This window comes from Marinobacter flavimaris, assembly GCF_002933295.1.
GTDB lineage: Bacteria > Pseudomonadota > Gammaproteobacteria > Pseudomonadales > Oleiphilaceae > Marinobacter > Marinobacter flavimaris.
Genome location: NZ_PSSW01000004.1, coordinates 206981 through 229549, shown reverse-complemented (window position 1 = coordinate 229549; position 22569 = coordinate 206981). Strand labels below are relative to the sequence as shown.

19 protein-coding genes are annotated in these 22569 nt (G+C 56.2%); 10 read left to right on the top strand and 9 right to left on the bottom strand.

Going from position 1 to position 22569, the window contains the following annotated elements:
* Positions 1 to 54 precede the first annotated feature (54 nt).
* The 4 genes from MDHKLMBL_RS09560 to tmpT all read right to left on the bottom strand — a co-directional run bounded on the left by MDHKLMBL_RS09560 (position 55) and on the right by tmpT (position 5918).
* Positions 55 to 1614 (bottom strand): SpoVR family protein, encoded by a 1560-nt coding sequence (locus MDHKLMBL_RS09560; RefSeq protein WP_104270706.1) that lies wholly within the window; start codon positions 1612 to 1614, stop codon positions 55 to 57.
* Positions 1611 to 2900, bottom strand: coding sequence for a YeaH/YhbH family protein (locus MDHKLMBL_RS09555; RefSeq protein ID WP_206748289.1), 1290 nt, complete (start codon positions 2898 to 2900; stop codon positions 1611 to 1613). Before MDHKLMBL_RS09555 ends, MDHKLMBL_RS09560 begins: the two co-directional genes overlap by 4 nt.
* Positions 2901 to 2939: 39 nt before the next feature.
* On the bottom strand, positions 2940 to 4862 hold the full coding sequence (locus MDHKLMBL_RS09550) for a PrkA family serine protein kinase (protein ID WP_053112944.1): 1923 nt from the start codon (positions 4860 to 4862) through the stop codon (positions 2940 to 2942).
* 402 nt (positions 4863 to 5264) lie between these two features.
* On the bottom strand, positions 5265 to 5918 hold the full coding sequence (gene tmpT, locus MDHKLMBL_RS09545; protein WP_008175346.1) for a thiopurine S-methyltransferase: 654 nt from the start codon (positions 5916 to 5918) through the stop codon (positions 5265 to 5267).
* Positions 5919 to 6011: 93 nt separating this feature from the next.
* Between tmpT and MDHKLMBL_RS09540 the strand changes: the two genes are divergently transcribed.
* The 6 genes from MDHKLMBL_RS09540 to MDHKLMBL_RS09515 all read left to right on the top strand — a co-directional run bounded on the left by MDHKLMBL_RS09540 (position 6012) and on the right by MDHKLMBL_RS09515 (position 12463).
* Positions 6012 to 6947 carry a D-2-hydroxyacid dehydrogenase gene (locus MDHKLMBL_RS09540; RefSeq protein ID WP_104270705.1) on the top strand — a complete coding sequence of 312 codons (936 nt, stop codon included), beginning with the start codon at positions 6012 to 6014 and terminating at the stop codon, positions 6945 to 6947.
* A 294-nt stretch (positions 6948 to 7241) separates the two neighbouring features.
* Entirely contained in the window at positions 7242 to 8750 is a 1509-nt protein-coding gene (locus MDHKLMBL_RS09535) for a COG3014 family protein (RefSeq protein WP_104270704.1), read from the top strand.
* A gap of 21 nt (positions 8751 to 8771) precedes the next feature.
* The gene (locus MDHKLMBL_RS09530) at positions 8772 to 9167 is read left to right on the top strand and encodes a YcfL family putative periplasmic lipoprotein (RefSeq protein WP_104270703.1); all 396 of its coding nucleotides are present in this window, start codon (positions 8772 to 8774) and stop codon (positions 9165 to 9167) included.
* 12 nt (positions 9168 to 9179) lie between these two features.
* A complete protein-coding gene (lpoB, locus tag MDHKLMBL_RS09525) occupies positions 9180 to 9782 on the top strand; it encodes a penicillin-binding protein activator LpoB (RefSeq protein ID WP_104270702.1) in 603 nt (200 codons plus the stop codon).
* 18 nt (positions 9783 to 9800) lie between these two features.
* On the top strand, positions 9801 to 11207 hold the full coding sequence (locus tag MDHKLMBL_RS09520) for a DUF6844 domain-containing protein (protein WP_104270701.1): 1407 nt from the start codon (positions 9801 to 9803) through the stop codon (positions 11205 to 11207).
* Positions 11201 to 12463: a CsgG/HfaB family protein gene (locus tag MDHKLMBL_RS09515; RefSeq protein WP_104270700.1), complete on the top strand. Its 1263-nt coding sequence runs from the start codon at positions 11201 to 11203 to the stop codon at positions 12461 to 12463. Before MDHKLMBL_RS09520 ends, MDHKLMBL_RS09515 begins: the two co-directional genes overlap by 7 nt.
* A 92-nt stretch (positions 12464 to 12555) precedes the next feature.
* On the opposite strand, the gene MDHKLMBL_RS09510 is transcribed toward MDHKLMBL_RS09515, so the two are convergent.
* The gene (locus MDHKLMBL_RS09510) at positions 12556 to 13809 is read right to left on the bottom strand and encodes an OmpP1/FadL family transporter (protein WP_092032009.1); all 1254 of its coding nucleotides are present in this window, start codon (positions 13807 to 13809) and stop codon (positions 12556 to 12558) included.
* A 200-nt stretch (positions 13810 to 14009) separates the two neighbouring features.
* Between MDHKLMBL_RS09510 and MDHKLMBL_RS09505 the strand changes: the two genes are divergently transcribed.
* Positions 14010 to 15371 (top strand): YihY/virulence factor BrkB family protein, encoded by a 1362-nt coding sequence (locus tag MDHKLMBL_RS09505; RefSeq protein WP_092032006.1) that lies wholly within the window; start codon positions 14010 to 14012, stop codon positions 15369 to 15371.
* On the opposite strand, the gene MDHKLMBL_RS09500 is transcribed toward MDHKLMBL_RS09505, so the two are convergent.
* The 4 genes from MDHKLMBL_RS09500 to MDHKLMBL_RS09485 all read right to left on the bottom strand — a co-directional run bounded on the left by MDHKLMBL_RS09500 (position 15354) and on the right by MDHKLMBL_RS09485 (position 19979).
* A complete protein-coding gene (locus tag MDHKLMBL_RS09500) occupies positions 15354 to 16403 on the bottom strand; it encodes an HDOD domain-containing protein (protein WP_104270699.1) in 1050 nt (349 codons plus the stop codon). The genes MDHKLMBL_RS09505 and MDHKLMBL_RS09500 overlap by 18 nt on opposite strands.
* 110 nt (positions 16404 to 16513) lie before the next feature.
* A complete protein-coding gene (locus tag MDHKLMBL_RS09495; protein WP_104270698.1) occupies positions 16514 to 17743 on the bottom strand; it encodes a DUF445 domain-containing protein in 1230 nt (409 codons plus the stop codon).
* A gap of 119 nt (positions 17744 to 17862) precedes the next feature.
* A complete protein-coding gene (locus MDHKLMBL_RS09490; protein ID WP_104270697.1) occupies positions 17863 to 18597 on the bottom strand; it encodes a 16S rRNA (uracil(1498)-N(3))-methyltransferase in 735 nt (244 codons plus the stop codon).
* Between the two features lie 29 nt (positions 18598 to 18626).
* On the bottom strand, positions 18627 to 19979 hold the full coding sequence (locus MDHKLMBL_RS09485) for an adenosylmethionine--8-amino-7-oxononanoate transaminase (RefSeq protein WP_104270696.1): 1353 nt from the start codon (positions 19977 to 19979) through the stop codon (positions 18627 to 18629).
* Positions 19980 to 20226: 247 nt separating this feature from the next.
* Between MDHKLMBL_RS09485 and MDHKLMBL_RS21180 the strand changes: the two genes are divergently transcribed.
* Genes MDHKLMBL_RS21180 through MDHKLMBL_RS09470 form a run of 3 tightly spaced genes read left to right on the top strand, consistent with a single transcriptional unit; the run spans position 20227 to position 22568 of the window.
* Positions 20227 to 20694 carry a type VI secretion system PAAR protein gene (locus tag MDHKLMBL_RS21180; protein WP_241956210.1) on the top strand — a complete coding sequence of 156 codons (468 nt, stop codon included), beginning with the start codon at positions 20227 to 20229 and terminating at the stop codon, positions 20692 to 20694.
* A 6-nt stretch (positions 20695 to 20700) separates the two neighbouring features.
* Positions 20701 to 21963: a phospholipase effector Tle1 domain-containing protein gene (locus MDHKLMBL_RS09475; RefSeq protein ID WP_199185500.1), complete on the top strand. Its 1263-nt coding sequence runs from the start codon at positions 20701 to 20703 to the stop codon at positions 21961 to 21963.
* Positions 21960 to 22568 (top strand): DUF2931 family protein, encoded by a 609-nt coding sequence (locus tag MDHKLMBL_RS09470; RefSeq protein WP_053112937.1) that lies wholly within the window; start codon positions 21960 to 21962, stop codon positions 22566 to 22568. Before MDHKLMBL_RS09475 ends, MDHKLMBL_RS09470 begins: the two co-directional genes overlap by 4 nt.
* The last annotated feature ends 1 nt before the right edge of the window (position 22569 follow it).

Below are 22569 nucleotides of genomic sequence, written 5' to 3'. Positions count from 1 at the left end.
GACGAAGTACCGGTCCGGCCAGTACCCCGTCGGATTTGCCACCAGGCTCCAGGTTCAGTCCTCCTCAACTTCCCTGGGCGGGCAGTGGTGGTCCTCCACCACGGTGCCATCGTCCACGCTCTCGAGGTGCACATCAAAGCCCCACAACCGGTGCACGTGCCGCAGGACTTCGTCAGTTTCCTTTCCAAGGGGGACGCGGTCCACGGGAATGTGGCGCAGGGTCAGTGAGCGATCGCCGCGGACATCCACATTCCATACCTGGATGTTGGGTTCCCGATAGCTGAGGTTGTACTGGCGCGCCAGCTTCTCTCGCAGGTCTCGGTAGCCGGGGTCGTCGTGGATGGCGGTTACCCGGTACACGTCTTCCTGATCATCATTCTGGATTGCGAAAAGTTTCAGATCCCGCATTACCTTGGGGGAGAGGAACTGCTGGATGAAGCTCTCGTCCTTGAAGTTCTTCATCGCAAAATGAAGGGTTTCCAGCCAGTCGCTGCCGGCGATGTCCGGGAACCACTCCCGGTCTTCCTCGGTGGGGTTCTCGCAGATTCGGCGGAGATCCGTAAAGATGGAGAACCCAAGAGTGTAGGGATTAAGCCCGGAATACCAGGGACTGTTATATGGCGGCTGGTACACCACCGCCGAGTGGCTCTGGAGAAACTCGAGCATGAAGCCGTCGGTCACCAGCCCCTTGTCGTACATGCGATGCAGCAGGGTGTAGTGCCAGAAGGTGGCCCAGCCTTCATTCATGACCTGGGTCTGGCGCTGGGGATAGAAGTACTGCCCAAGCTTCCGCACGATGCGGATGATTTCCCGTTGCCAGGTTTCCAGCAGGGGCGCGTTCTTCTCGATGAAGTAGAGAATGTTTTCCTGGGGCTCTTCTGGATAGCGTTTGCGACGCCTTACCGGGTCATCGTCCTCGTCAAGCTTCGGTATTGTCCGCCAGAGATCGTTGATGCGCCTCTGCTGGTATTCTTCCCGCTCTTTCTGGCGCCGCACTTCTTCCGACGCCGATATCGGGGCTGGCCGCTTGTAGCGGTCTACCCCATAGTTCATGAGGGCGTGGCAGGAATCCAGGATCTCCTCCACGGCGTCCACGCCATAGCGCTCCTCGCACTCCGCCACGTAATGACGGGCAAACACCAGGTAATCGATGATCGCGCTGGCGTCGGTCCAGGTGCGAAACAGGTAGTTACCCTTGAAGAAGGAGTTGTGGCCATAAGAGGCATGGGCAATAACCAGCGCCTGCATCGGCAGGGTGTTTTCCTCCATCAGGTAGGCGATGCAGGGATTGGAGTTGATCACGATCTCGTAGGCCAGGCCCATCTGGCCGCGCTGATAGCCCTTGGATGTGCTGAGAAACTGTTTGCCGAAGGACCAGTGATGGTAGCCAACCGGCATGCCCACGGAGCTGTAGGCGTCCATCATCTGCTCGGCGCTGATCACCTCGATCTGGTTCGGGTAGGTGTCCAGGCCGAACTCGGCGGCGCACTTGGCAATCTCGTCATCGTATTCCTGGATCAGCTCGAAGGTCCACTCAGAGCCCGTGGAGATCGGCTCCCGGGCCCTGGGCTGATCGCTTTCGGGCGGATTGGGTCGGTCCATGAGGTTAGTCATGCGGCTTTCCTCTCGAACAGCTGGCGGAATACCGGGTAAATTTCACCGGGGTCGGCGATCTGCTGCAGGGCAAAGCTCTGGGGGAATTGCTCCTGGATCTTCTCGTATTCATACCAGAGCATCTGATGGTCCTGCGGCGTGATTTCCACATAGGCAAAGTACTGCACCAGTGGCAGGATATTGTCGGCCAGGATCTTGCCGCACACCGGCGAGTCATCGTTCCAGTTATCACCGTCGGACGCCTGCGCTGCGTAGATGTTCCATTCAGCCGGGGAATAACGGGACTCAATAATCTTGTGCATCAGCTTGAGGGCGCTGGAGACAATCGTGCCCCCGGTTTCCCGCGAATAGAAGAACTCTTCCTCGTCCACTTCCTTGGCGCTGGTGTGGTGCCGGATGAAGACCACTTCGATCTTCTTGTAGTTCTTCTTGAGGAACAGGTACAGCAGGATGAAAAACCGCTTGGCGATGTCCTTGTGCATCTGGGTCATGGATCCGGATACATCCATCAGGCAAAACATCACGGCGCTGGTGGCCGGCTGCGGTTTTTTCAGGTGCTGGCGATAGCGCAGGTCGATTTCATCAATGAAGGGAATGCGGCGAACGTTTGCTTTCAGTCGCGCGATTTCCTCCTCGAGTACCTGGATCTGATCCTCATGGCTGAACGCCGGGTCCAGATCCTCTGGCGCCGATTTCAGCGCTTCAAGCTGCTTTTCCAGATCCCGGATCTTCTTCTTGCGCGCCCCTCCAAGGCCCAGCCTGCGCGCGTGGGCCCCGCGCAATGAGCGTACTACATCCAGCTTGGCCGGCACCCCATCGGTGCTGAAGCCAGAGCGGACATATTTGAACGCTTCGGTATCCTTGAGTTTCTTACGGGCCAGATTGGGCAGTTCGAGATCGTCGAACAGAAAATCCAGGAACTCTTCCTGGGTTATCTGGAAAGCGAACTCATCCATGCCTTCGCCGTCCGGGCTGGCCTGCCCCTGCCCGGAGCCCTGGCCCCCACCACCATCGGGCTTTGGAATGGTGTCACCGGCCACAAACTCCTGGTTGCCCGGATGCACCATCTCCCGCTTGCCGCCCTGGCCATGGTGAAAGATGGGTTCTTCAATGTCGCGAGACGGAATACTGACTTTCTCGCCCCGCTCTATATCGGTGATCGAGCGTTTCTGAACAGCATCCGACACCGCACGTTTGATGTGGTGTCGGTAACGGCGCAGGAACCGTTCACGGTTCACTGCGCTCTTGTTCTTACCGTTCAGTCGCCGGTCGACTATGTGGGTCATTCCCATGGCGTTACTCCAGCTCAGTGAATGGTCACTGACTTAGTGAGACTTGCGAACCCGCAGGTACCATTCAGCCAACAGCCGCACCTGCTTCTCCGTGTAGCCTCGGTCGACCATACGCTCGACGAACTGCTTGTGCTTGTTCTGATCTTCCTGACTCGCTTTCGGGTTGAAAGAAATCACTGGCAACAGATCCTCGGTGTTCGAGAACATCTTCTTCTCGATCACGGCGCGCAGTTTCTCGTAGCTGAGCCAGGACGGATTCTTGCCACCGTTGTTCGCCCGGGCCCGCAGGACGAAGTTGACCACTTCGTTGCGGAAATCCTTCGGGTTGGAAATGCCCGCCGGTTTCTCGATTTTTTCCAGCTCTTCGTTGATTGAGGAGCGGTCGAGGATCTCGCCGGTATCCGGATCCCGGTATTCCTGATCCTGAATCCAGAAATCAGCATAGGTGACGTAACGGTCGAACAGGTTCTGGCCGTATTCGCTGTAGCTCTCGAGGTATGCGGTCTGGATTTCCTTGCCGATAAACTGCACATAGTGCGGTGCCAGGAATTCCTTGATGAACCGGAGATACTTCTCGTGAGTTTCAGCAGGGAACTGCTCCTGTTCGATCTGTTTTTCAAGAACGTAGAGCAGATGCACCGGGTTGGCGGCCACTTCGGTGGTGTCGAAGTTGAACACTTTGGACAGGATCTTGAAGGCGAAACGTGTGGAGAGCCCATCCATACCTTCCATCACGCCGGCGGCGTCACGGTACTCCTGGATCGATTTGGCTTTCGGGTCGGTGTCCTTGATGTTCTGGCCGTCATAAACCCGCATCTTGGAGAAGATGCTGGAGTTTTCCGGCTCCTTGATGCGCGACAATACCGAGAACTGGGCCAGCATATCCAAAGTGTCGGGCGCGCAGGGAGCACCTTCCAGGGAGCTGTTGCTCAGCAGTTTCTTGTAGATCTCGATTTCTTCCGTCACCCGAACACAGTAGGGCACCTTGACGATATAGACCCGGTCAAGGAACGCCTCGTTGTGTTTGTTGTTGCGGAAGGTCTGCCACTCTGATTCGTTGGAGTGGGCCAGGATCACGCCATCAAAGGGCACCGAGCCCATGCCTTCGGTGGTGTTGTAGTTGCCTTCCTGGGTCGCTGTCAGCAACGGATGCAGGACTTTGATGGGAGCCTTGAACATCTCCACGAACTCCATCAGGCCCTGGTTGGCCTTACACAGGCCACCGCTGAAGCTGTAGGCATCCGGATCATCCTGGGAGAAATCCTCCAGCATGCGGATGTTGACCTTGCCCACGAGGGCGGAAATGTCCTGGTTGTTGTCGTCCCCGGGTTCGGTCTTGGAGACAGCAACCTGGTCGAGTACCGACGGATACATCTTTACAACGCGGAACTGGCTGATGTCGCCGCCGAATTCGTGCAGCCGTTTAACGGCCCAGGGCGACATGATGTTTTTCAGGTAGCGAGCGGGGATGCCGTATTCTTCTTCCAGAATCTGGGCGTCTTCGGCCGGATCGAACAGGCCAAGTGGAGATTCGTTCACTGGCGAGCCCTTGATGGCGTAGAAGGGCACTTTTTGCATCAGTGACTTGAGCTTTTCCGCGAGGGACGATTTACCACCGCCCACGGGACCAAGCAGGTAAAGAATCTGTTTCTTTTCTTCCAGGCCCTGGGCAGCATGGCGGAAGAAGGAGACGATGTTTTCTACGGCGTCTTCCATGCCATAGAACTCGGAAAACTCGGGGTACCGCTTGATGACCTTGTTGGAAAATATCCTTGAAAGCCTCTGATCTTTCGAGGTGTCGACGAACTCTGGTTCGCCGATGGCAATTAACATTCTCTCAGCGGCCGTGGCGTAGGCCGTTGGGTCCTTTTTGCAGATCTCCAGGTATTCCTCAAGACTGTATTCTTCTTCCTGAGTACTCTCATACCGGTCTTTGAAGTGCTGCAGTATGCTCATAGATCGCCCTCGCTCGCTGTATCTTCAGCTTTCAGTTCACGCAATTTCCCCGTTGCAGTCAGTTCCGCCCGTCCGGGCGGTTTATTTAGTTATGGGTGGAAGGAATGGATACTTACAAGCCTGTGCACGATCTTGTCGAGGTCGGCTTGCTTACTGTGAGCTTAGTTCACGGTTCGGGAGTTGGACAGTGGGTGAGTGGTTAAGGTTCATTAAATTATGTTAGGCGGGTGTGTTGGTTTTGTAGCTTGCCGGGTTTGTGGGGGGACCGTGTGAGGGGGCTGGAGTGCACCGGGTGGCTTTCTGACAACGAATTGGCAACTCGCTTCGCTCAGACATCAAATTCGTTGTCAGAAAGCCACCCGATACACTCCGATCAGGCCTCCGGGGGGATGCCCCGGGAAGCTAGAGTTTGGTTAAACGGAAGACGCTTTCAGATGCGTTTTCCAGGCCTTTTCTCTTTGTAAACGGATGATCCTTGGCCAGGGTATTGGTCAGGATGTGCTCGATTTTATAGTCGTCCTGGTAAAGTTCCCGCACTTCCTCGTCACTGACGTTGAACGGCGGGCCCTTGATTTCGGTGTCGTAGTCCAGGGTGATGAGCAGGATTCTGGTGCCGTCGGGGATTATGGCGGTAAGGTGGTTTACGTAGTCTCTGCGCATGTGGGGCGGCAGGGCGATCAGGGCGGCCCGGTCGTAGACCAGTCGAACGTGTTTGAGGTCTTCCGGAACCAGTTGGAAGAAGTCGCCGCACCAGAGCTGCAGGTTGTCGTGTTTGAAGGTTATGAAGGGTTCGCCGGGGTGAACTTTGGCTTTCTCGCCGGCTTCTTCGAAGAAGTCCTTGCAGGCCAGTTCGCTCAGCTCTACACCGATGATCGGGTGGCCGCGGTCGTGGAGCCACCACATGTCGTGGGCTTTGCCGCAGAGGGGCACGAAAACGGCGTCGGTGCCTTTGCCAGCCAGTTCCGGCCAATGGTCGTGGAGATACTGGTTAACCGTGCCCTCGTGGAAACCGATTTCTTTTTTGGCCCAGCGTTCGTGCCAGAATTCATGTTCCATGGTTCATACCCTGTTCGTGCTTGGACATGTTGAGTTTTGGACGTTTAACCAAGTCTACCCTAATCTGTGGCCATCTGGATTCAGGAGAAAAGTATGAAAGCGGTGTTTCTTGATGCCAAAACCCTTGGCGACGATGTGGATCTCTCGCCCATCGAGTCGGTGACCGGCGGGTTGGAAAAGTATGATCGGACCACGCCGGATCAGATACTGGAACGTATCCGGGGGTTCGATACCGTGCTGGTCAATAAAGTCGTGCTCTCCCGTGAGCATTTCGAGGCCTGCCCCGAGCTCAAGACCATCGCCGTAGTGGCGACGGGATTGAATAATATCGATCAGGCGGCGGCGAAGGATCACGGCATCAAGGTGATGAACGTGACCAACTACGGCCGCTCAACGGTGGCGCAGCACACCATGGCTTTGATGTTGGCACTGGCCACTCGGCTTCTGGATTACACCCGCGACGTCCAGGCAGGGCGCTGGGGCAAAAGTGACATGTTCTGCCTGATGGATCATCCGATCATGGAACTGGAAGGGCGCACTCTTGGTATTGTCGGCTACGGCGATCTGGGTCAGGGCGTGGCGGAGCGGGCCGCGGCGTTTGGTATGAAGGTTCTTCTTGGAGCTCGGCCCGGGCAGGAACCGGGTGTGGTCGATGGCTACTCGCGAATTCCACTGGAAGAATTGCTGCCCCAGGCAGACGTGCTCTCGTTGCACTGCCTGCTGACCGATGAGACCCGGGACCTGATCGGTGCCCGCGAACTGAAAATGATGAAGCCCGACTCGCTGCTCATCAACACCAGCCGCGGAGGTCTGGTGAACGAACAGGCGCTGGCGGATGCGCTTCGCGCCGGCGAGATAGGCGGCGCCGGTTTCGATGTGTTGACCGAGGAGCCACCCCGAAACGGCAATCCGCTGCTAGCGGACGATATCCCGAATCTGATTGTTACCCCGCACTCGGCCTGGGCCAGCCGGGAGGCGCGGCAGCGGATTGTTGGAATTACTGCAGCCAATCTTGCTTCCGTCGCCTGAGCCGGTCGGAGGCGTGTTGGATTTCGTTGTGATCGACTCGATCGTTGAGTTCTTATAGTCAAGCGGTCGATTGATACGTTGTTCATATTCCGAGTAACAATCTGTATGTCGGAATGTAAAACCTTGCAATAACAAGGGTTTTTCTCCTACCCAAGAGTTCTCTTTCCGATTAACGTGACGCCCCTGGAGTTTTTTTGGACATGTAGTAATTAAGTCTGGCGATCAAGGGAATGTATAGCCATGTGGTGTTTCCCTGTGTTTCAGGCTTTAGCTGTTTCATCAGGGAGTGTTCGTGTGAATCTATTCAACCAATCTATTTTGGCCGTTGGCGTTGCGGCTCTTGTCTCTGGGTGTTCCTCTTTTCAGCACCGTAATCAAATGTCCTCGTTTAATACGGCATACTCGACTGGGGACTACGAAAGTGCACTCGCTGCTGTCAGTTTCGAAACAAGCGAAGATGAAGCTGTAGACACAGAAGGGCACTTGCTGGAGCTTCTTCATCAAGGGGAACTCTATCGTCTTACGGGGCAGTATCAGCAGGCCGCAGATACTTTTGATCTTGCTGAAGAGGGTATGAAGTACCTCGACACGGAGGGGGTTGTCGAGGAAGCAGCTGAAGGTTTCATGGCGGTGATGGTAAACGACTCGGAGCGGGATTATGAGGCTCTCATGTCGGAGGCAGTCCTTGTGAATACATATAAAGGACTGGCTTTCCTTGCGGCTGGTAACAACGAGTATGCGCGCATTGAGTTCAACCGGGCGAATGATCGTACCCGACGGGCTGTAGAGTACTTCCAGAAAGAGATAGCGGCGCAACAGGCTACGCTTGAAGAACAGGCTGAAGACGAGGAAAGTAATGCCTCCCTCGTTAATAATAGTCTCAATAACGAGGATCTTCATACCGCCATCGCGGAAAACTACGGGGCCCCTTCAAGCTGGTCTGTTTTCCCGGAATTTATCGTACCTTCAGCCACTTATCTGCACGGTCTCTACTTCCTAGCGAATGCCTCAAGTGGTGCGGACTATGAACGTGCCGCAACTTCCCTGAAACGTGTCGCCGAAATGAATCCGGATAGCTCTATCCTTAAGGCGGACGCTGAACTTGCTACAGGGCTTTCCAATGGATCTGTAAGCCGCTCTGCATTGGGAGCGCAGGTTTGGATTGTCTACGAAAACGGTCTTGGGCCGGTCCTTGAAGAATCACGATTCGACGTTCCTCTCCTGCTTTTCCATGGAAATCAACAGGCACCAGCCTACTTCGGACTGGCTTTGCCCAAATATTCCGATAGACAGGCTGTGCCGGGAACGATTGGTGTGGTTGGGGATGCGGGCGAGTCAATAGAAACCGAACAGATTTCTGATATGGGAACCGTTATACGGACCGAAATGAAAGAGCGCTTCCCCGGTGTTTTGGCACGGGCAGTTACTTCTGCGGTTATAAAAGCTGTGCTTCAAAATGAAGCCTCCGAGCAGTTCGGCATTGTTGGCCAACTTGGCGCTGCAGCGTTGACCGTTGCGACGACCCAGGCCGATTTGCGGGGCTGGCAGGCGATGCCGGATCACTGGCAGGCCGCGCGCCTGGATCGGCCTGAAAGTGGAACGCTGACACTGCTGGATCATCAGGGCTCGGTGCTTGGTAACCTCGATCTTCCTGATCGGCCGTTTACCCTGGTCTATGTGAAACGGCCCACCACCTTGGCTCCGGCAACGGTTATAACGATGGATCTGCAAGGGAAATCGGAAGCAACGTTTGCGAGATTTCCTGAGGTAACCGAACAGACTCAGGTTTCCAGCGCCCAATAAATCATTGACAGGAAAGTTTGCATGAGATTCGTATTTATCGCGGTTCTGTTGAGTGTAGGTGTTTTCATGGCGGGATGTGCCTCCCAGCCGGAGGCCAATGCGTTGATAGAAAGGCAGGAGCTCAAGGTCGATCCTGAGGTGATCTATACGATGACCGTAACCGAGCTACTGGAGGAACGTCTCCCGCAGCCAGGAGGGGAGAGCCTGCTGCAAATTCAGTTCGCCGTGGAAGCGCGTTCTGATGCGGAGCTAGCCTGGAAGGTGACCTGGTTTGACGCCAGCGGCCTGGTAGTCAAGGGGGTTGGAGACGCTTACCGAAAGGCTTCGGTATTGACAGGGCAGACTCGTTATTTCAAGGCCGCGGCACCTCATGCCCGTGCGACCAGTTATCAATTACATTTACGTGAACCCAAGTAAAAGGAAAAATTAATGTTGAAACGAGCCCTTATATTGTCTGCCAGCGTTCTGATTTTTGCCGGTTGCTCTACACCTACCCGTTATGTTGATCCTGCCGCCGATGATGGTCCGGTCGCAATGACCATGGATTATCGGGATTTCGAGAAAGCCGCGACGGAGGCAGTCGACGACATGCTCGCCAGTGGCGCTGTGTCCAATCCGAACGGTGGCCGCTACATCATGGTTGTAAGTCGGATTACCAATGACACCATGCAGCGAATCGATACCGATCAGCTCACCAAGAAAATTCGTGTAGCCCTGCTGCGTTCCGGAAAGGTTGTGACGACCACTGCGGTTGGCCTCAATGGGGCCGAGGATGAGATGACCATGCGAGCTCGTGAACTTCGGAATTCAGAGGAGTTCGACCAGAGCGGTGTTCAGAAGAAAGGTACATTGCAGGCGCCGGACTTGAGCCTGTCCGGGAAGATTCTACAGCGCAACCACAAGGTCGGGGACGAGCAACAGGTCGAGTACTACATCCAGCTGTCGTTAACAGACCTGGCGTCCGGCCTGGCCTTCTGGGAGGGCGAGACACCCATCATCAAGCGTGGCTCCAACAGTTCGGTGAGCTGGTAACGAATCGGGAGAACTATGATGATTATTCGAAAAACGGCTCTTTCTTTAGCCATGGCGGGGTTTTTCAGCGTGTCTGCACCGGGTGTGGTGATGGCAGCCGAGGGTGAGCTGGCACAGCAGGCCCAGGCCGCAGAACAGCAGGCCAGTAAAACGCCGCCTTCTCCTTTCATGGCGGTCTCTGAGGTGGACCCCGGTGATAAGAAAATTCAGGAATTTCTGGATGCTCGTGGCTGGGTTCGCGGAGAGTCCGATCGTAACCCTGCGGGTGGCACGCTCGTGGTGGCCAGCCAGGCAATTGCCGCCGATCCAACCCACATCGAGTTTAGCCAGGCTCGAGTGATCGCGACAGAGGAAGCGTTTCTAAAGGCTATGGGTGAGCTGGTGTCGCAGGATTCCGTCGACATCGGAGTCTCGCTCGCGGACAAGTTCATGAAGGACGACTTGCCTGAGGATGTCAGGGACAACACCAGCCTTGAAGCATTGGGTAAAGCTGTTGCTGGTCGTGCCGCAGAGTTGACGGTACAGGGCATGAACGCGCTGCTTGAAGAGCTGGGCGTTGATACCGCAAAAATGCCCGAACTGACGATCGCAGAACGTAAAAACCTTATCTATGACGAGTTCGTGAGCGAAACGGCCTGGCGTGCGATGGGGCGTTTAAGTGGTGTCGGGATTTTCGGTGTGATCGAGGAGGTTGGCGGCGACGGCCCGGTGAACAATGGCCGGATGAGTGTTGTCGTGGTGCGGTCTGACCGCTTCAGCGAATTTGGCCGCCAGCTTCGTACCGGAGATGTTGCGCCTGGTCAGGCCATTTCCATGGACGAAATTCGGGAACGCCTGGATCCCCAGCTGCGCGAAGGTACTCCAATGCTGGGCTACTTCGGTGTTCAGCCAATTGTCGACGCCAATGGCCGCTATGGGTTGCTGTCGTTCGGGACCTCTGGCCCCCAGTTGGTTCGTGGTGCCATGGAGGAGTTTGAGATTGCCGCAGAAATGGAGGCCGCCCGGGATGAAGCCATGTTGATGGCCGATGGCTGGCTGGCGCAGTTTGCGTCCATGACCGTTCAGGGGCAAAAGGAAACGACCCGTCGCAAGCTGAAACAGAAGGTGCGTGAAACCCGGGGCGACGGTAATACTGAAATCAAAACCTCCGAAGGTATCGGGCGGATGGTGAATAACATCCTTAAATCCGAGGCCAATGCCCGCCTGACAGGTATTCAGACCGTAGGCCAGTGGGACGCTGTGGATCCTGCCACGGGCCATCCATACCTTGGCTATGTGAAATACTGGTCGCCGGCGACGTCGGCCAAGGCCCAAGGATTGGGAAAAAAAGCTGAAAAAGCCAGCGCCACAACGTCTCAGAGCAGTGGCAGCCAGCCAGCGACGGAGAAGTCCACACGTAGCACAGGATCTTTCGGCTCATGGTAAAGCAGTTGGTCACGTTTCTGTTACTGGTACTGCTGCCCGGGCTGGTTCTTGCTGCGACGGAAGTTCGCACCGTCAATGCGCAAGCAACCGGAATTGATCGCGAGCAGGCCATCTTCAATGCGTTGGGTGATGCGGTGCGACAGGTCCGCGGTGCTCAAATCAGTGCCAGTCGACAGGTGCAGTCGGCTCTGAGCCGAATGTCGGTGCGAACCGCAGATGGTCGCAAAGCCAGCGTTGAAATCCAGAAAGGGTCCAGTAGCCAGACCAATGTATCGGCAGAAGGGCTCATCAGTGGCTATCGGGTGCTATCGGTGACCGATGCCTCCGGTGGCGGCCAGTTGGCGCGACTCGAGGTAGACGTTCCGATTTACAAGACGCCGGGCAACCCTGACGACGGGCGATGGCGGATGGCTGTGTATCCGGTATGGTCCGCGCGCCCTTTCTACGAGGTGAATAACCGGCGACTGTCACGTGAGGAAGTGTCTGATCGCATGACCCAGTCAATCACCGAGGCCCTGGTGCAGTCTCGGCGATTTGCCATGCTCGCTCGCGATAAAGAGCGGGCCGTGATCTCTGAGCGTGCCCGGATGAAGGGAAAGGATATCCCCGTTGCCGAGAAAGCAATGTTGGGTAACGAACTGGGTGCCGAGTATCTGGTGGTGGCTCAGGTGACAGACCTCACCCTCTGGGAGCAGACAAAGGTTTCCAGCCTGACCGGTGAGCAGTTAACCACACAACACGGTGCGCTGGTGCTGGAGGTCCGAGTGGTGGTTCCGGCCACGGGCGAGATAGTGTGGACGCGGACGCTGAATTTGGCATCAAGGGATCTCGGGCTGGAACTGGATGGATCTGCTGGCTCTATGCAGACTCTGTTTGAACGCGCCGGTCAGGAGGTTGCGCTTTCGGTTATCGATGTAGTCTGGCCACCGCTCGTGGATGGCCGACAGGGCAACGAGCTGATTATCAATATGGGCGGTGAGCTAATGAGGCCAGGTCAGCAGTGGCAGGTGTTTGCTCTGGGCGATTCCGTCCGAAACAGTCACAACGGGAAAAACCTCGGTCGCTCGGAGACCCTTGTCGGCACGTTAGAGGTCATCCGTTCAACTCCAAAGATGTCCTATGCCCGGCTTGTTGAGGGCGATATTAGCGGCAAAGGTCAGGTCCTTCGCCGTCCTGAAATGGTTTCAAGTGAAGACCCGGCAGAGGCTATCCGGGGAACGCGAAAACGTACCTGCCTTCCAGTTGATCCTTGTTGAATTATCGAGCGTCGGGTTCCCGCTGATACTTTCTGCCTCCCGGTCAGCCTTTGATGGCGACCGGGATTCTTTTGTTATCTGAGATTCCGGTTCTAGTATTTCCAGCCCACACTCACCGATGCGCCCAATTGGTACATTTCCAGATCAATGGTCTGGTTCGGTGCCAGCGGGTTGGGACCGGTCACTGTCTTGGCCGGGGAATAAAAGGCCATGCCAGACACATCAAGGTTTTCGCTGAAGCTGTGGGTAAATCCTCCAGTGAAGTGCCACTCCTGAACGCCCGGTGCCAGGATGTTGAACAGCACATCTTCATCGGAGATAGGATTCTCTCCATAGCTGACGCCGGCCCGCCAGGCATGCGCCGGTGTTTGCTGCCACTGCCAACCCAGCTTGACGATGGTCATGTCGTCCCAGCCAAAGCCTGCGCCATTATCATCGCCGAGCTGTGCCGTCTGCAGATTGGGCAGCAGCGGGTTGCCCACGCTGTTGATCTCGCTGTAACGGATGTGCTGGATATCCAGCAGGAACCAGTGGTTTTCAAGTCCGGACCAGGCGATACCCGCGTTGAACATCTGGGGAATGTCGAAGTCGCCCTGTTCCGCAAAAAGGCCGCGGTATTTGTCGAACTCGTTCATCTTCAGAATGTTGCGCCAGCTCAGGCCGCCGCGGAGGGTGTCGGTGATTTCACCTTGCCAGCCGATCTGGTAACCGTAACCCCAGGCATCGTCGGTGCCGTTGTTGGAGAGTGCGCCCGGGTCTGAAGAGAATGGCGCGAAACTCTGCAGGCCTTCAGCTTCAAAACGCTGATAGGCAATGACTGGTGAAAGGCCGAAGGCGTGGTTGTCGGAGAACTCCCAGGACCAGGTCGGGGCAATAAAAAGCTGCTCGAGGTTAACGCCGGTACGGCCTGCGTAGAAAGGCCCACCGCTTTCACCCGAGTAGTCGGTGTTCATGCCACCATTGGCAAACACCGAAACGCCGAAACTTGTGGTGTCGGAAAGTTCCCGATTAAAGCCCAGGTGGGGGATAACGAAACCGTTGCGGCTGCTTTTGTAAGTGCCCGGCTGCAATGAGAACGCAGGGGGAGGAGAGACCGGACCCTCTACGGTGTATTCCCGCCGGGGCGAAAAAACTTCGAATCCACCGTCAATCCGGTTCCCGACAAAAGCCATACCGGCCGGGTTGGTTGCCGCTGCAATGCTGTCCTGGGACAGTGCAGTGCCCGCGCCGGCCATGCCTTTACTGGTGGTGCCGTAGCCGTGACTGAAATAGCCGTTGGTGGCCAGGGCAGTCACCGGTGAGAAGACGGTAAGTGCAGCAACGCCCAGAGCAAGTTTGATTCGCATGAGAAAATACCTGATCAGAAAATACCATTTCTTGAATAGCGGCCTTTTTACAGAAGATCTGTTATAAGAGGGAGTAATAAATGCTGATATGGTTATATTGGATGTGTAGCCCTCGCAAACTGCCGTTAATCGGCCATACTCTGGTTACACCGGATATCTGACTGATAATCTGAATAAAACATGGAACGACAGGACCTAAAGTGGCTTCATTCCAATTAAAAGACCGGCTTCAGGCAGCTGAGCGCTGGATTCTGGCGAATCCCAATCCGCCCCAGAGTTGGCCCTGGACCTGGTTGTACAAGGTCGGCCGCACTGCCTATGCGATGGCTCGGGATGTTCTCAGTGGACAATTGACTCTCCACGCCATGAGTCTTGTGTACACAACCCTCCTGAGTATCGTGCCTCTCCTTGCCCTGAGCTTCTCGGTATTGAAGGCGCTGGGAGTGCATCAGCGGATGGAGCCGTTCCTGTTCCAGTTCTTTGAGCCGCTGGGACCGCAGGGGATTGATCTTGCCGAACAGATCCTGGGCTTCGTCGATAATATGAAAGTCGGCGTACTGGGATCGGTGGGCCTGGCGCTGCTGGTTTATACGGTGGTGTCACTGCTCCAGAAAATCGAGCGTTCCTTCAATATGATCTGGCGCGTGCCAGACATGCGTTCCATGGCGCAGCGATTCAGCAATTACCTGAGCGTGATCATGGTGGGACCGCTTCTGATGGTTTCGGCCATTGGCGTCAGCGCGACCATTTTTTCCTCAACCATCGTCCAGAAGCTAATCGAAATCGAACCGTTCGGCTCGGTGATTCTTGTGGCCAGCCGGTTCACCCCGTTTTTCCTGGTGGTTGGTGCTTTCACATTCGTCTATGTATTCATGCCCAATACCCGGGTCAAGCTCCGTTATGCGGCCATCGGTGGTCTGGTGGCCGGGGTATCCTGGCAGGCGGCCGGCATGCTGTTCGCCTCTTTCGTTGCCGGGTCTGCGAAGTACGCGGCAATCTATTCCAGTTTCGCCATCGGCATTATTCTGCTCATCTGGATCTATCTGAACTGGATGATTCTCCTGCTGGGCGCCAGCATCGGGTTCTATCTGCAGAATCCCGGCTCCGTGGCCAAGCGGCGCGAGGTGCAACTGGCACCAGAGCTGCAGGAAAATGTGGCGCTGGCGACCATGTGGCTGGTGGCCAAGCCCTTCAGCGAGGGCAAGCCTGCACCCCAGCAGGAATTACTGGAATACGAGCTGAGGGTGCCGGGTGAGGTAACCCGGGCTCTCAGTGACAAACTGATCCGTGCCGGTTTACTGAGCCTGGCCGGCAGTCAGGGCGATCGGCTGGTGCCCGGGCGGGCGCTGGATCTGATAACGATCGGAGACGTTCTCAGGGTTGTACGCCACGACGAGGACCGGATTGTTGATCGGCTCCCGAAAGTGATTCCTGCCGAATTGGTGGGAATCCGCAAGGTGGAGGAAACACGAACCTTTGCGGAGTTATTGCGCGGCGACGAGGCAAAGGAAAAACCAGGAGCTGTGGCGGAGAGGGAGCCTGTCTCAACTTCTGACAGTTGAACGGCCGCCTTCCCGAAGCATTTTCTGCAGCGCGTTGCGAATGTTGCTGATCTGATCCGGGGTCAGGCGCACCACTTTTGGCAGGTCCTCTTCTGCGAGGTTGCGCTGATGGGCGTGCCTCAGCACTTCCCGGGTGCCAATAACCATGCCGTCCGTCAGCGGAGTGTGCTTCTGTTTTGGGGCTGGCCGTTCCGCGGCCAGCAGGTAGGCATGGTACTTGGGGGGAAGGTTCCATTCGTTCGCCAGGAGCTGGCAGGTAGCCCACTGGTATCTCGCCAGAGCATGCCGAATAAGCGCCGGCTCCGGTTCGCCGATTGCTGTGCGCGACCGGCAGATTCGCTGAAGTTCGCGGCGGATCGTGATGTACGCCAGTGAGGGCAGCAGGCCCACCATAAAGTGTGCACTGGTGTCTTCGCCCTGGGTTCTGGCAATGAGTTCTGCGGCTCGCGCGCAGGTCAGGCCCCAGCGCCAGCCACGCTGACCAAACAGCGCTTCCCGGCTGTTCCTTGCGGCCATCATGGGGCGCATAACCGCCGCGGAAATCACGTTCCGGATGCCATCTACCCCCAAAACAAATACCGCCTGGTCCACCGATTCGATGGCGTGGTCGCTGGTTCGGAAGTAGGGGCTGTTGGCAATCTGAAGCAATTGATCGGTCAGGGAGGGATCACCAAGAATGATCTCCGTGAGCCGCTGGCGATCGGTGGACTCGTCGGACAGGGCCCGCATGAGCATGGGCAGGCTCATGGGTTGGCGGGGCAGTTCCTCCATTTTGTTGCTGGTGAGCCGCTGATAAAGCTCCTCCAGCACTTCCTCGTAGGAAGAAAGATCAGCGCGCAGGGCCGCCGGCTCTGCATCCAGCAGCCAGCAGAACAAATGTTCCTCAAGCTGTTGGGCAAGCTCCGGGCTGGTGTAAGGGGTATCGGCCGCAGGTTTCTCCGGGGATGGATTGAACAGCCGCGCTTCCGGAGCGGGTGGTGCAGATTGTTTGCTTGGGAATAATCCTGAAATCCAGGAGAGAAAACCTGGCATCCGTTGCCTCCGGGTCGAACCTGTGCGAAGTAATGAACCTCCGTTTCCGAGAGTATAGATGTACGACGCATCCTTGCACAGGTTTTAAGCCGGTGAATTATGGCAGGAATTTACAGGAACGACTCCCCGAACACGAACACCAGTTGGCAGATACCGGCGCCAAAGCCGAGGAATGCGCCCACCAGAATCAGTTTGATTTCATCCTCCTGGAAACAGGGCCGTAGCAAGTCCTGAAACTCTTCGGAAGACAGTGCAATCATCCGCTCGACCATGATCGATTCGACGGCTCTGGCCCGGTCCTTCTCGAACACCGGGTTGTTGAACGATGTCTGTGATATTTCGATGGCCTTCTCGCCAACCTTGTTCTTGAGGGTGGCAAAGCCGGTGGGTCCGAAGGCCATTTGGGTCAGTGCCTTGCCCATGCCGGCGGTTTCATCCACCAGCGGTTTGATGTGCTTCTTGACCATGTTGCGGGCGCGATCACCCTTGGGCCCATCGAGAATCGCGTTGATGATGTTGCCAACGGTGAGTATCTCGTGGGTCACGATGTGGCAGAACGACTCTGCCACGGCCGGCTGGCGTTTCAGGAACAGACCCTGAACCCGGAAGGGGCCGACTTTTTTGGCGTGCAGCGGCCGGAAAATCACATTCAGGGCAATCCAGTTGGTCGCCCAACCCACCAGAAGACCGAAGAACGGCAGCACCCACCAGCTCGGATAGACATACCAGACTGCCATCTGGATCAGGCCGAACAGAAAGCCGAAGTAGAGCCCAGAGTTGATGATGAACCGGAATTCCACCTCACCGCACTCGATAAAGATCCGGTTCAGCAGCTCCTTGTCGCTGGCCAGGCGCTCGATGACCATGCCCTTGATATCCAGCAGGTCTTCAATGTTGTCGGAGACATCTTCCACCAGGTTGTCCACGAGCTGGGGCGTGGATTTGCGGACGCGATCGTAGACCATCTTCCTGGCCGAGGCCGGCAGGTTTTCCCAGAAGGTGGGGTATTCCTTGAGCATCATTTCGTCCACGTATTCCTCGATGCGGGGTTCGACGGAGTGAACGATATGGGTGGCGAGAACTTTCGGATCGATCTGCTGGAAGATCTCCCGAACGGTTCCGATCTTGGAGATAGTGGCGTCGACACTGATGGCCGCCATTTTGCGGGCCTTCGAGGGAATAATACCTTGCCAGCCAAGCAGCGGTGGTTTGCCAATGAATTCCAGGGGGTAGAAGGTCATCTTGATGGCAAGCCAGTTGGTGGTCCAGCCAATCAGGGCGGCAATGACCGGAATACTGAGGTATTGCCAGAATTCTTGGGTGCTTAGCAGGCTTGTCATCCCGTTACTCGCGTGTGATCGTTTTTTTGCTTCCGGAGTCGACAGGGATAATGTTGTTGGCACCCCGTTATGTCAATGACTTGCGTGCCAACATGAGACGGCGGTACGGTCGGTGTCTGTCAGCCGCCGATGTCGCCCCACAGCCATTGGCAAAGCGCCATGGCCGCAACCGGGGCGGTTTCCGTTCGCAGTACCCGGGGGCCGAGGGCTACCGGCAGGAAGCCTTCCTTTTCTGCGTGAGCGATTTCCTCGGGAGAGAGGCCGCCTTCCGGTCCGATCATTAGAGCCACCCGCTCTGGGGGAATGATGGACTTCAGCGCGTGTTCGGTGCGGTGGTGGAGAACCAGGCGGACTTCGCAATCGCGGCTGTGTTCCAGCCACTCGGAAACCGTCATCACCGGCAGGATCTCTGGCACCCGGGCGCGCCCGCACTGCTCGGCGGCGCTGATTGCAACGGATTGCCAGTGGCGCAGGCGCTTGTCTTCCCGGTCGCCCTTCAGTTTTACGTCGCATCGTTCGGTGGTTAGCGGCACGATACGGGTAACACCCATTTCCACCGCTTTCTGCACTGCGTAGTCCATGCGGTCACCCTTGGAGAGGGTCTGGCCGAGAACGATTTCCAATGGGGATTCGGTGGTGTTGGCTTCCGGGGTGCCAACCTGGACTTCCACGTTCTTCTTGCTGGCACTGGAAATGGTGGCGGGGTAGTCGTTGCCATCACCGTTGAAGAGCAGCAGCTCCTGTCCCGGCTGCATGCGCAATACCCGGCCCACATGTTGTGCGGCGTTGTCATCAAGTTCGGCAGTGCTGCCCTGGGCGAGGGCAGAATTGGTATAGATGCGGGGTATGCGCATGAGCTGGTCTCTCAGGTTCCTGGCGGTTGTCAGTCGCGAACCGCGATCTCAATGCCTTCCGTTGCAACCTGGCCGAGGTGGCGGATCTGCTCTTCAGTGATCACGTAAGGCGGCATGAAGTAAACCACATTACCCAGGGGGCGAAGCAAGGCCTGGCGGGTCAATGCGTGCTGATAAACACGAATGCCGCGGCGTTCCTGCCAGGGGAAAGGCGTTTTCGACGCTTTATCTTTCACCATCTCCACGGCCAAAGTCATCCCATGCTGGCGGATGTCGCCGACATTGGGGTGGTCTGCCAGGTGCGCCACCGATTCGGCCATACACGTGGAGAGCGCGCGGTTGCTCTCAATCACATTGTCATCCCGGAAGATGTCCAGGGTCGCCAACGCCACGGCGCAGCCAATGGGGTTGCCGGTGTAGCTGTGGCTGTGCAGAAACGCCTTGAGGGTTTCATAGTCGTCGTAGAAGGCGTTGTAGACATCATCCGTGGTCAGCACCACCGACAGTGGCAGGTAGCCGGCGGTGAGCCCCTTGGACAGGCACATGAAATCCGGAGTGATGCCCGACTGCTCACAGGCAAACAGGGTGCCGGTGCGGCCAAAACCCACGGCGATCTCATCCGCAATCAGGTGCACGCCATAGCGGTCGCAGGCTTCCCGCAGTTTGGTGTGATAAATCGGATGGTGCATCCGCATGCCGCCAGCGCACTGGATCAGCGGTTCCACCACCACGGCGCAGATTTCGTCGTGCTTCTCGGCCAGCAGCTTTTCCATGGCTTCAAACTGTCGCAGCGCGTAGGCTTCGTCGGTCTCACCCGGCTCCTTGTTGAAGGCGTCCGGGGAGGGCGCTGTCAGCACTTCCATCAGTAGCGGCTGATAGGTGTCCTTGTAGAGCGAGACATCGCCGAGTGCAAGGGCGCCCAGGGTTTCACCGTGGTAGCTGTTGCTCAGGTTCACGAAGTTCTTCTTGCCCGGTTTGCCGTGGTTCTTCCAGTAGTGGAAGCTCATTTTCAGGGCGGCTTCGATGGCCGAGGAGCCGTTGTCGGCGTAAAAGACCTTGTTCAGACCGGGCGGGGTCACTTCAATCAGTCGCTCGGACAGATTGACCACCGGCTCGTGGGTAAAACCGGCGAGGATAACGTGTTCCAGCTCGCCAATCTGCTTCTGGATCGCTGCGTTGATTCTCGGATTGGCGTGGCCAAACAGATTGACCCACCAGGAGCTGACGGCATCGATAAATCGATTGCCCTCAAAGTCTTCAAGCCAGACACCCTCGCCACGCTTGATGGGCACCAGAGGCACGGCGCCTTCGTGGTCTTTCATCTGGGTGCAGGGGTGCCACACGGACTTGAGGCCACGGGTGACGAGGTCAGCATTGCGCATGATAATTCTCCGTCAGACGGTCTGATTCTGGGTTGTCGCTGTTAACCTGTGCGGATATTACAGTTAACAGCGGATATCGGCCACCCGGATTTCGGGTCGAGCTGGCCCGGTATTGCCTGACGTTTCCTCGCTCTTGATTCCGTCACACTGTGAGATCGATGGGTTTGGCTGGAAGAGCGCTTCAGTATAAACTGGCGCCGTATACCCCAAGGGTCAGGATGGCCCGGCAAAACGCAAAGGACGCGACATGAGTAAAGCGATAGTTCTGCTCGGAGACCTTGGCTCCGATCACGAAGGTTTCCCGCCCACGCCGGTGATCGCCGGTTCCCCCGATGTGTTGATTGATGGCAAGCCCGTTGCCCGGGTAGGCGACCCGCTGGCACCCCATTCCAAACCCAAACACCCGCCCCATCCGCGCACCATCACTGGAGGTTCGTCCACCGTCATGATCAATGGCAAACCGGCGGCGGTGACAGGCGGGGCGATTTCGTGTGGCGGTGTGACGATTGGGTCGGGGTCTGTGGTGATTGGTGATACTCACACGCCGGCGTCATTTTCGGGAGTATCCAGCGCCCCTGCGAAGTTAGGCAGGATCTTTGATGCTGCAGAATCCAAGAGTGGAGTTGAGGGTCTTTTGGATGCAGAAATGAAGACTGGGCCATCTCAATTGCGAGACGGTAGTCGTGCCGATGACGCCGATTTGAAGCATAGTTAAGATAAGATTCTTACTCGTCCTAACAAGCGAGAGAAAGCTGGAAATTCGCTGAGAATAGGCATCTTCTTCGATGGAACTGCCAACCACAAAGACAACGACAAACACCTGCCAGATAGGGATATTACCAATGTCGCGAAGTTGTTTGATCTCTACGAGTCTGGAGCAAATTCAGAGCGGATTTACATCCCCGGGCCAGGAACGATTGCCGGGCATATCGCGCCAGACGGCTTTGACGCTCGCGAAGACATAATTGGTTTGGCCTTGGGGGTAGGTCCCGAAGGGGGCCACAAACGGATTCAGACAGCGATCACTGCACTCAACGACATTCTGGACGAAAGTAAGCCTGATGTAGTTGTGTTGGATGTATTCGGGTTTAGCAGGGGAGCCGCGCTGGCCCGGCATTTCGTGAATCTCGTTAATGAGTGGCCCGCCTCAATAATTTTGCCAGAGATAAATGAGCCGAGCCTGTCAACGTCGGTAGTTAGCTTTCGTAAGTTAAATGCGTTTCCTCGCGATATCACTGCAAGAGTCGGATTTATAGGATTATTCGATACTGTAGGAAGCTTCTATCTTCCCGGAAATCAAAATAACCTGGATTTTAATGTCAATCTCAGGCCGGACAGTGCCGACAGGATTGTTCATCTGACCGCTCATCATGAGATCCGTAGAAACTTCCCCCTTTCGAGTATCCGGGAACCTGCTGGACTTCCATCCAATTTCTCAGAGATAGCATTGCCGGGTGTCCACTCGGATGTTGGTGGGGGTTATGAAAATCCGGTTGGAGGTATCCAGAATCACGAAATCTTCACTGTCAGAGTCTTTTCTGGTCACGGTATGAATTATCGGACAATCCAGAGTGCCCAGAAAAAAATTGAAGCGCTTAACCGAAATGATCACCGCAACATCCAGGCTCGCGTTGAGGGCACGGATGTAATCGCGGAGGAGAGGCGAGCAACTCGAAAGGAATTGGCGATTCATGCTCTTCACCTTATGTATGAGATGGCGGTATCAGAGGGCCTGCCCATGTCGCCTATGGATTTGTCAAACGCCAACCACAGAATCCCCGATGACCTTAAGAAAGCTATTGACGCTTGGCAGGAAGCTGGAGCCAACCTCTTTGCTGCTAGGAAGTATTTGGGGAAATACATGCATACCTCACATCGAGAGGATGTATTGCCTCACCTTCCTGAGAACTCTGGTAAGAGAAGGATCTTCTATAACAGGCCCTCGTTAGCCGTCCAACAACAAGAGGTCACTGCACGACCATGACAAAGCACGTTGCAAATTGTCTCGCCATCAGCCGCCAGATGGTGTTGTTGGTGTTGATCACTGGCCTTGTTGCCTGCTCTTCGGAGAGAAAAACCTATGAATACACCGTCATCGTCTCCGGGGGGCCATCCGGGTGGCCGGTCTGGGTTGAAGAGGTAACACTGAACGGCGACCGCAGAATACCCGGTGGAGCAATCAGTTACGGGTATGATCAAACGCCTCCAACTGGCGGCCGAATTGTTATAGACCCGGCACCAGTTCCGGAACGGGTCGAAGCCCGCTGGTTTTCGCACAGGGAGCAGAAATTTTACGAGGTCTCGCTACCCATGCCCGAGGAATTCAGTGAGACCGTTGCCGAGTGGTTCGAAGATTATCCGACGCCGAAGTATGGGCATTACTTTATCGTTGGCTTCTCAGGCAAAGGCCAGGCTCTGGCGTGGTGGCGAGCATCGTGTCGGGATTGCGCGGGTGACGAAGATTCAGGTTTTGCCGCCCCGGTAATCGACGAATTACGTGCTGAAGCTGCAAATGGTGACCCCTCCGGCTATCAAGCGCAGGTGCAGCATTACATTGACAAAGGGGTCATCCCTGCGCCCGCCAGGTAGG

Excerpts from the sequence above, each read along its gene's own strand:
- MDHKLMBL_RS09560 (WP_104270706.1), bottom strand. The coding sequence starts at position 1,614 with ATGACTAACCTCATGGACCGACCCAATCCGCCCGAAAGCGATCAGCCC.
- MDHKLMBL_RS09555 (WP_206748289.1), bottom strand. The coding sequence starts at position 2,900 with ATGACCCACATAGTCGACCGGCGACTGAACGGTAAGAACAAGAGCGCA.
- MDHKLMBL_RS09550 (WP_053112944.1), bottom strand. The coding sequence starts at position 4,862 with ATGAGCATACTGCAGCACTTCAAAGACCGGTATGAGAGTACTCAGGAA.
- tmpT (WP_008175346.1), bottom strand. The coding sequence starts at position 5,918 with ATGGAACATGAATTCTGGCACGAACGCTGGGCCAAAAAAGAAATCGGT.
- MDHKLMBL_RS09540 (WP_104270705.1), top strand. The coding sequence starts at position 6,012 with ATGAAAGCGGTGTTTCTTGATGCCAAAACCCTTGGCGACGATGTGGAT.
- MDHKLMBL_RS09530 (WP_104270703.1), top strand. The coding sequence starts at position 8,772 with ATGAGATTCGTATTTATCGCGGTTCTGTTGAGTGTAGGTGTTTTCATG.
- lpoB (WP_104270702.1), top strand. The coding sequence starts at position 9,180 with ATGTTGAAACGAGCCCTTATATTGTCTGCCAGCGTTCTGATTTTTGCC.
- MDHKLMBL_RS09520 (WP_104270701.1), top strand. The coding sequence starts at position 9,801 with ATGATTATTCGAAAAACGGCTCTTTCTTTAGCCATGGCGGGGTTTTTC.
- MDHKLMBL_RS09515 (WP_104270700.1), top strand. The coding sequence starts at position 11,201 with ATGGTAAAGCAGTTGGTCACGTTTCTGTTACTGGTACTGCTGCCCGGG.
- MDHKLMBL_RS09510 (WP_092032009.1), bottom strand. The coding sequence starts at position 13,809 with ATGCGAATCAAACTTGCTCTGGGCGTTGCTGCACTTACCGTCTTCTCA.
- MDHKLMBL_RS09500 (WP_104270699.1), bottom strand. The coding sequence starts at position 16,403 with ATGCCAGGTTTTCTCTCCTGGATTTCAGGATTATTCCCAAGCAAACAA.
- MDHKLMBL_RS09495 (WP_104270698.1), bottom strand. The coding sequence starts at position 17,743 with ATGACAAGCCTGCTAAGCACCCAAGAATTCTGGCAATACCTCAGTATT.
- MDHKLMBL_RS09490 (WP_104270697.1), bottom strand. The coding sequence starts at position 18,597 with ATGCGCATACCCCGCATCTATACCAATTCTGCCCTCGCCCAGGGCAGC.
- MDHKLMBL_RS09485 (WP_104270696.1), bottom strand. The coding sequence starts at position 19,979 with ATGCGCAATGCTGACCTCGTCACCCGTGGCCTCAAGTCCGTGTGGCAC.
- MDHKLMBL_RS21180 (WP_241956210.1), top strand. The coding sequence starts at position 20,227 with ATGAGTAAAGCGATAGTTCTGCTCGGAGACCTTGGCTCCGATCACGAA.
- MDHKLMBL_RS09470 (WP_053112937.1), top strand. The coding sequence starts at position 21,960 with ATGACAAAGCACGTTGCAAATTGTCTCGCCATCAGCCGCCAGATGGTG.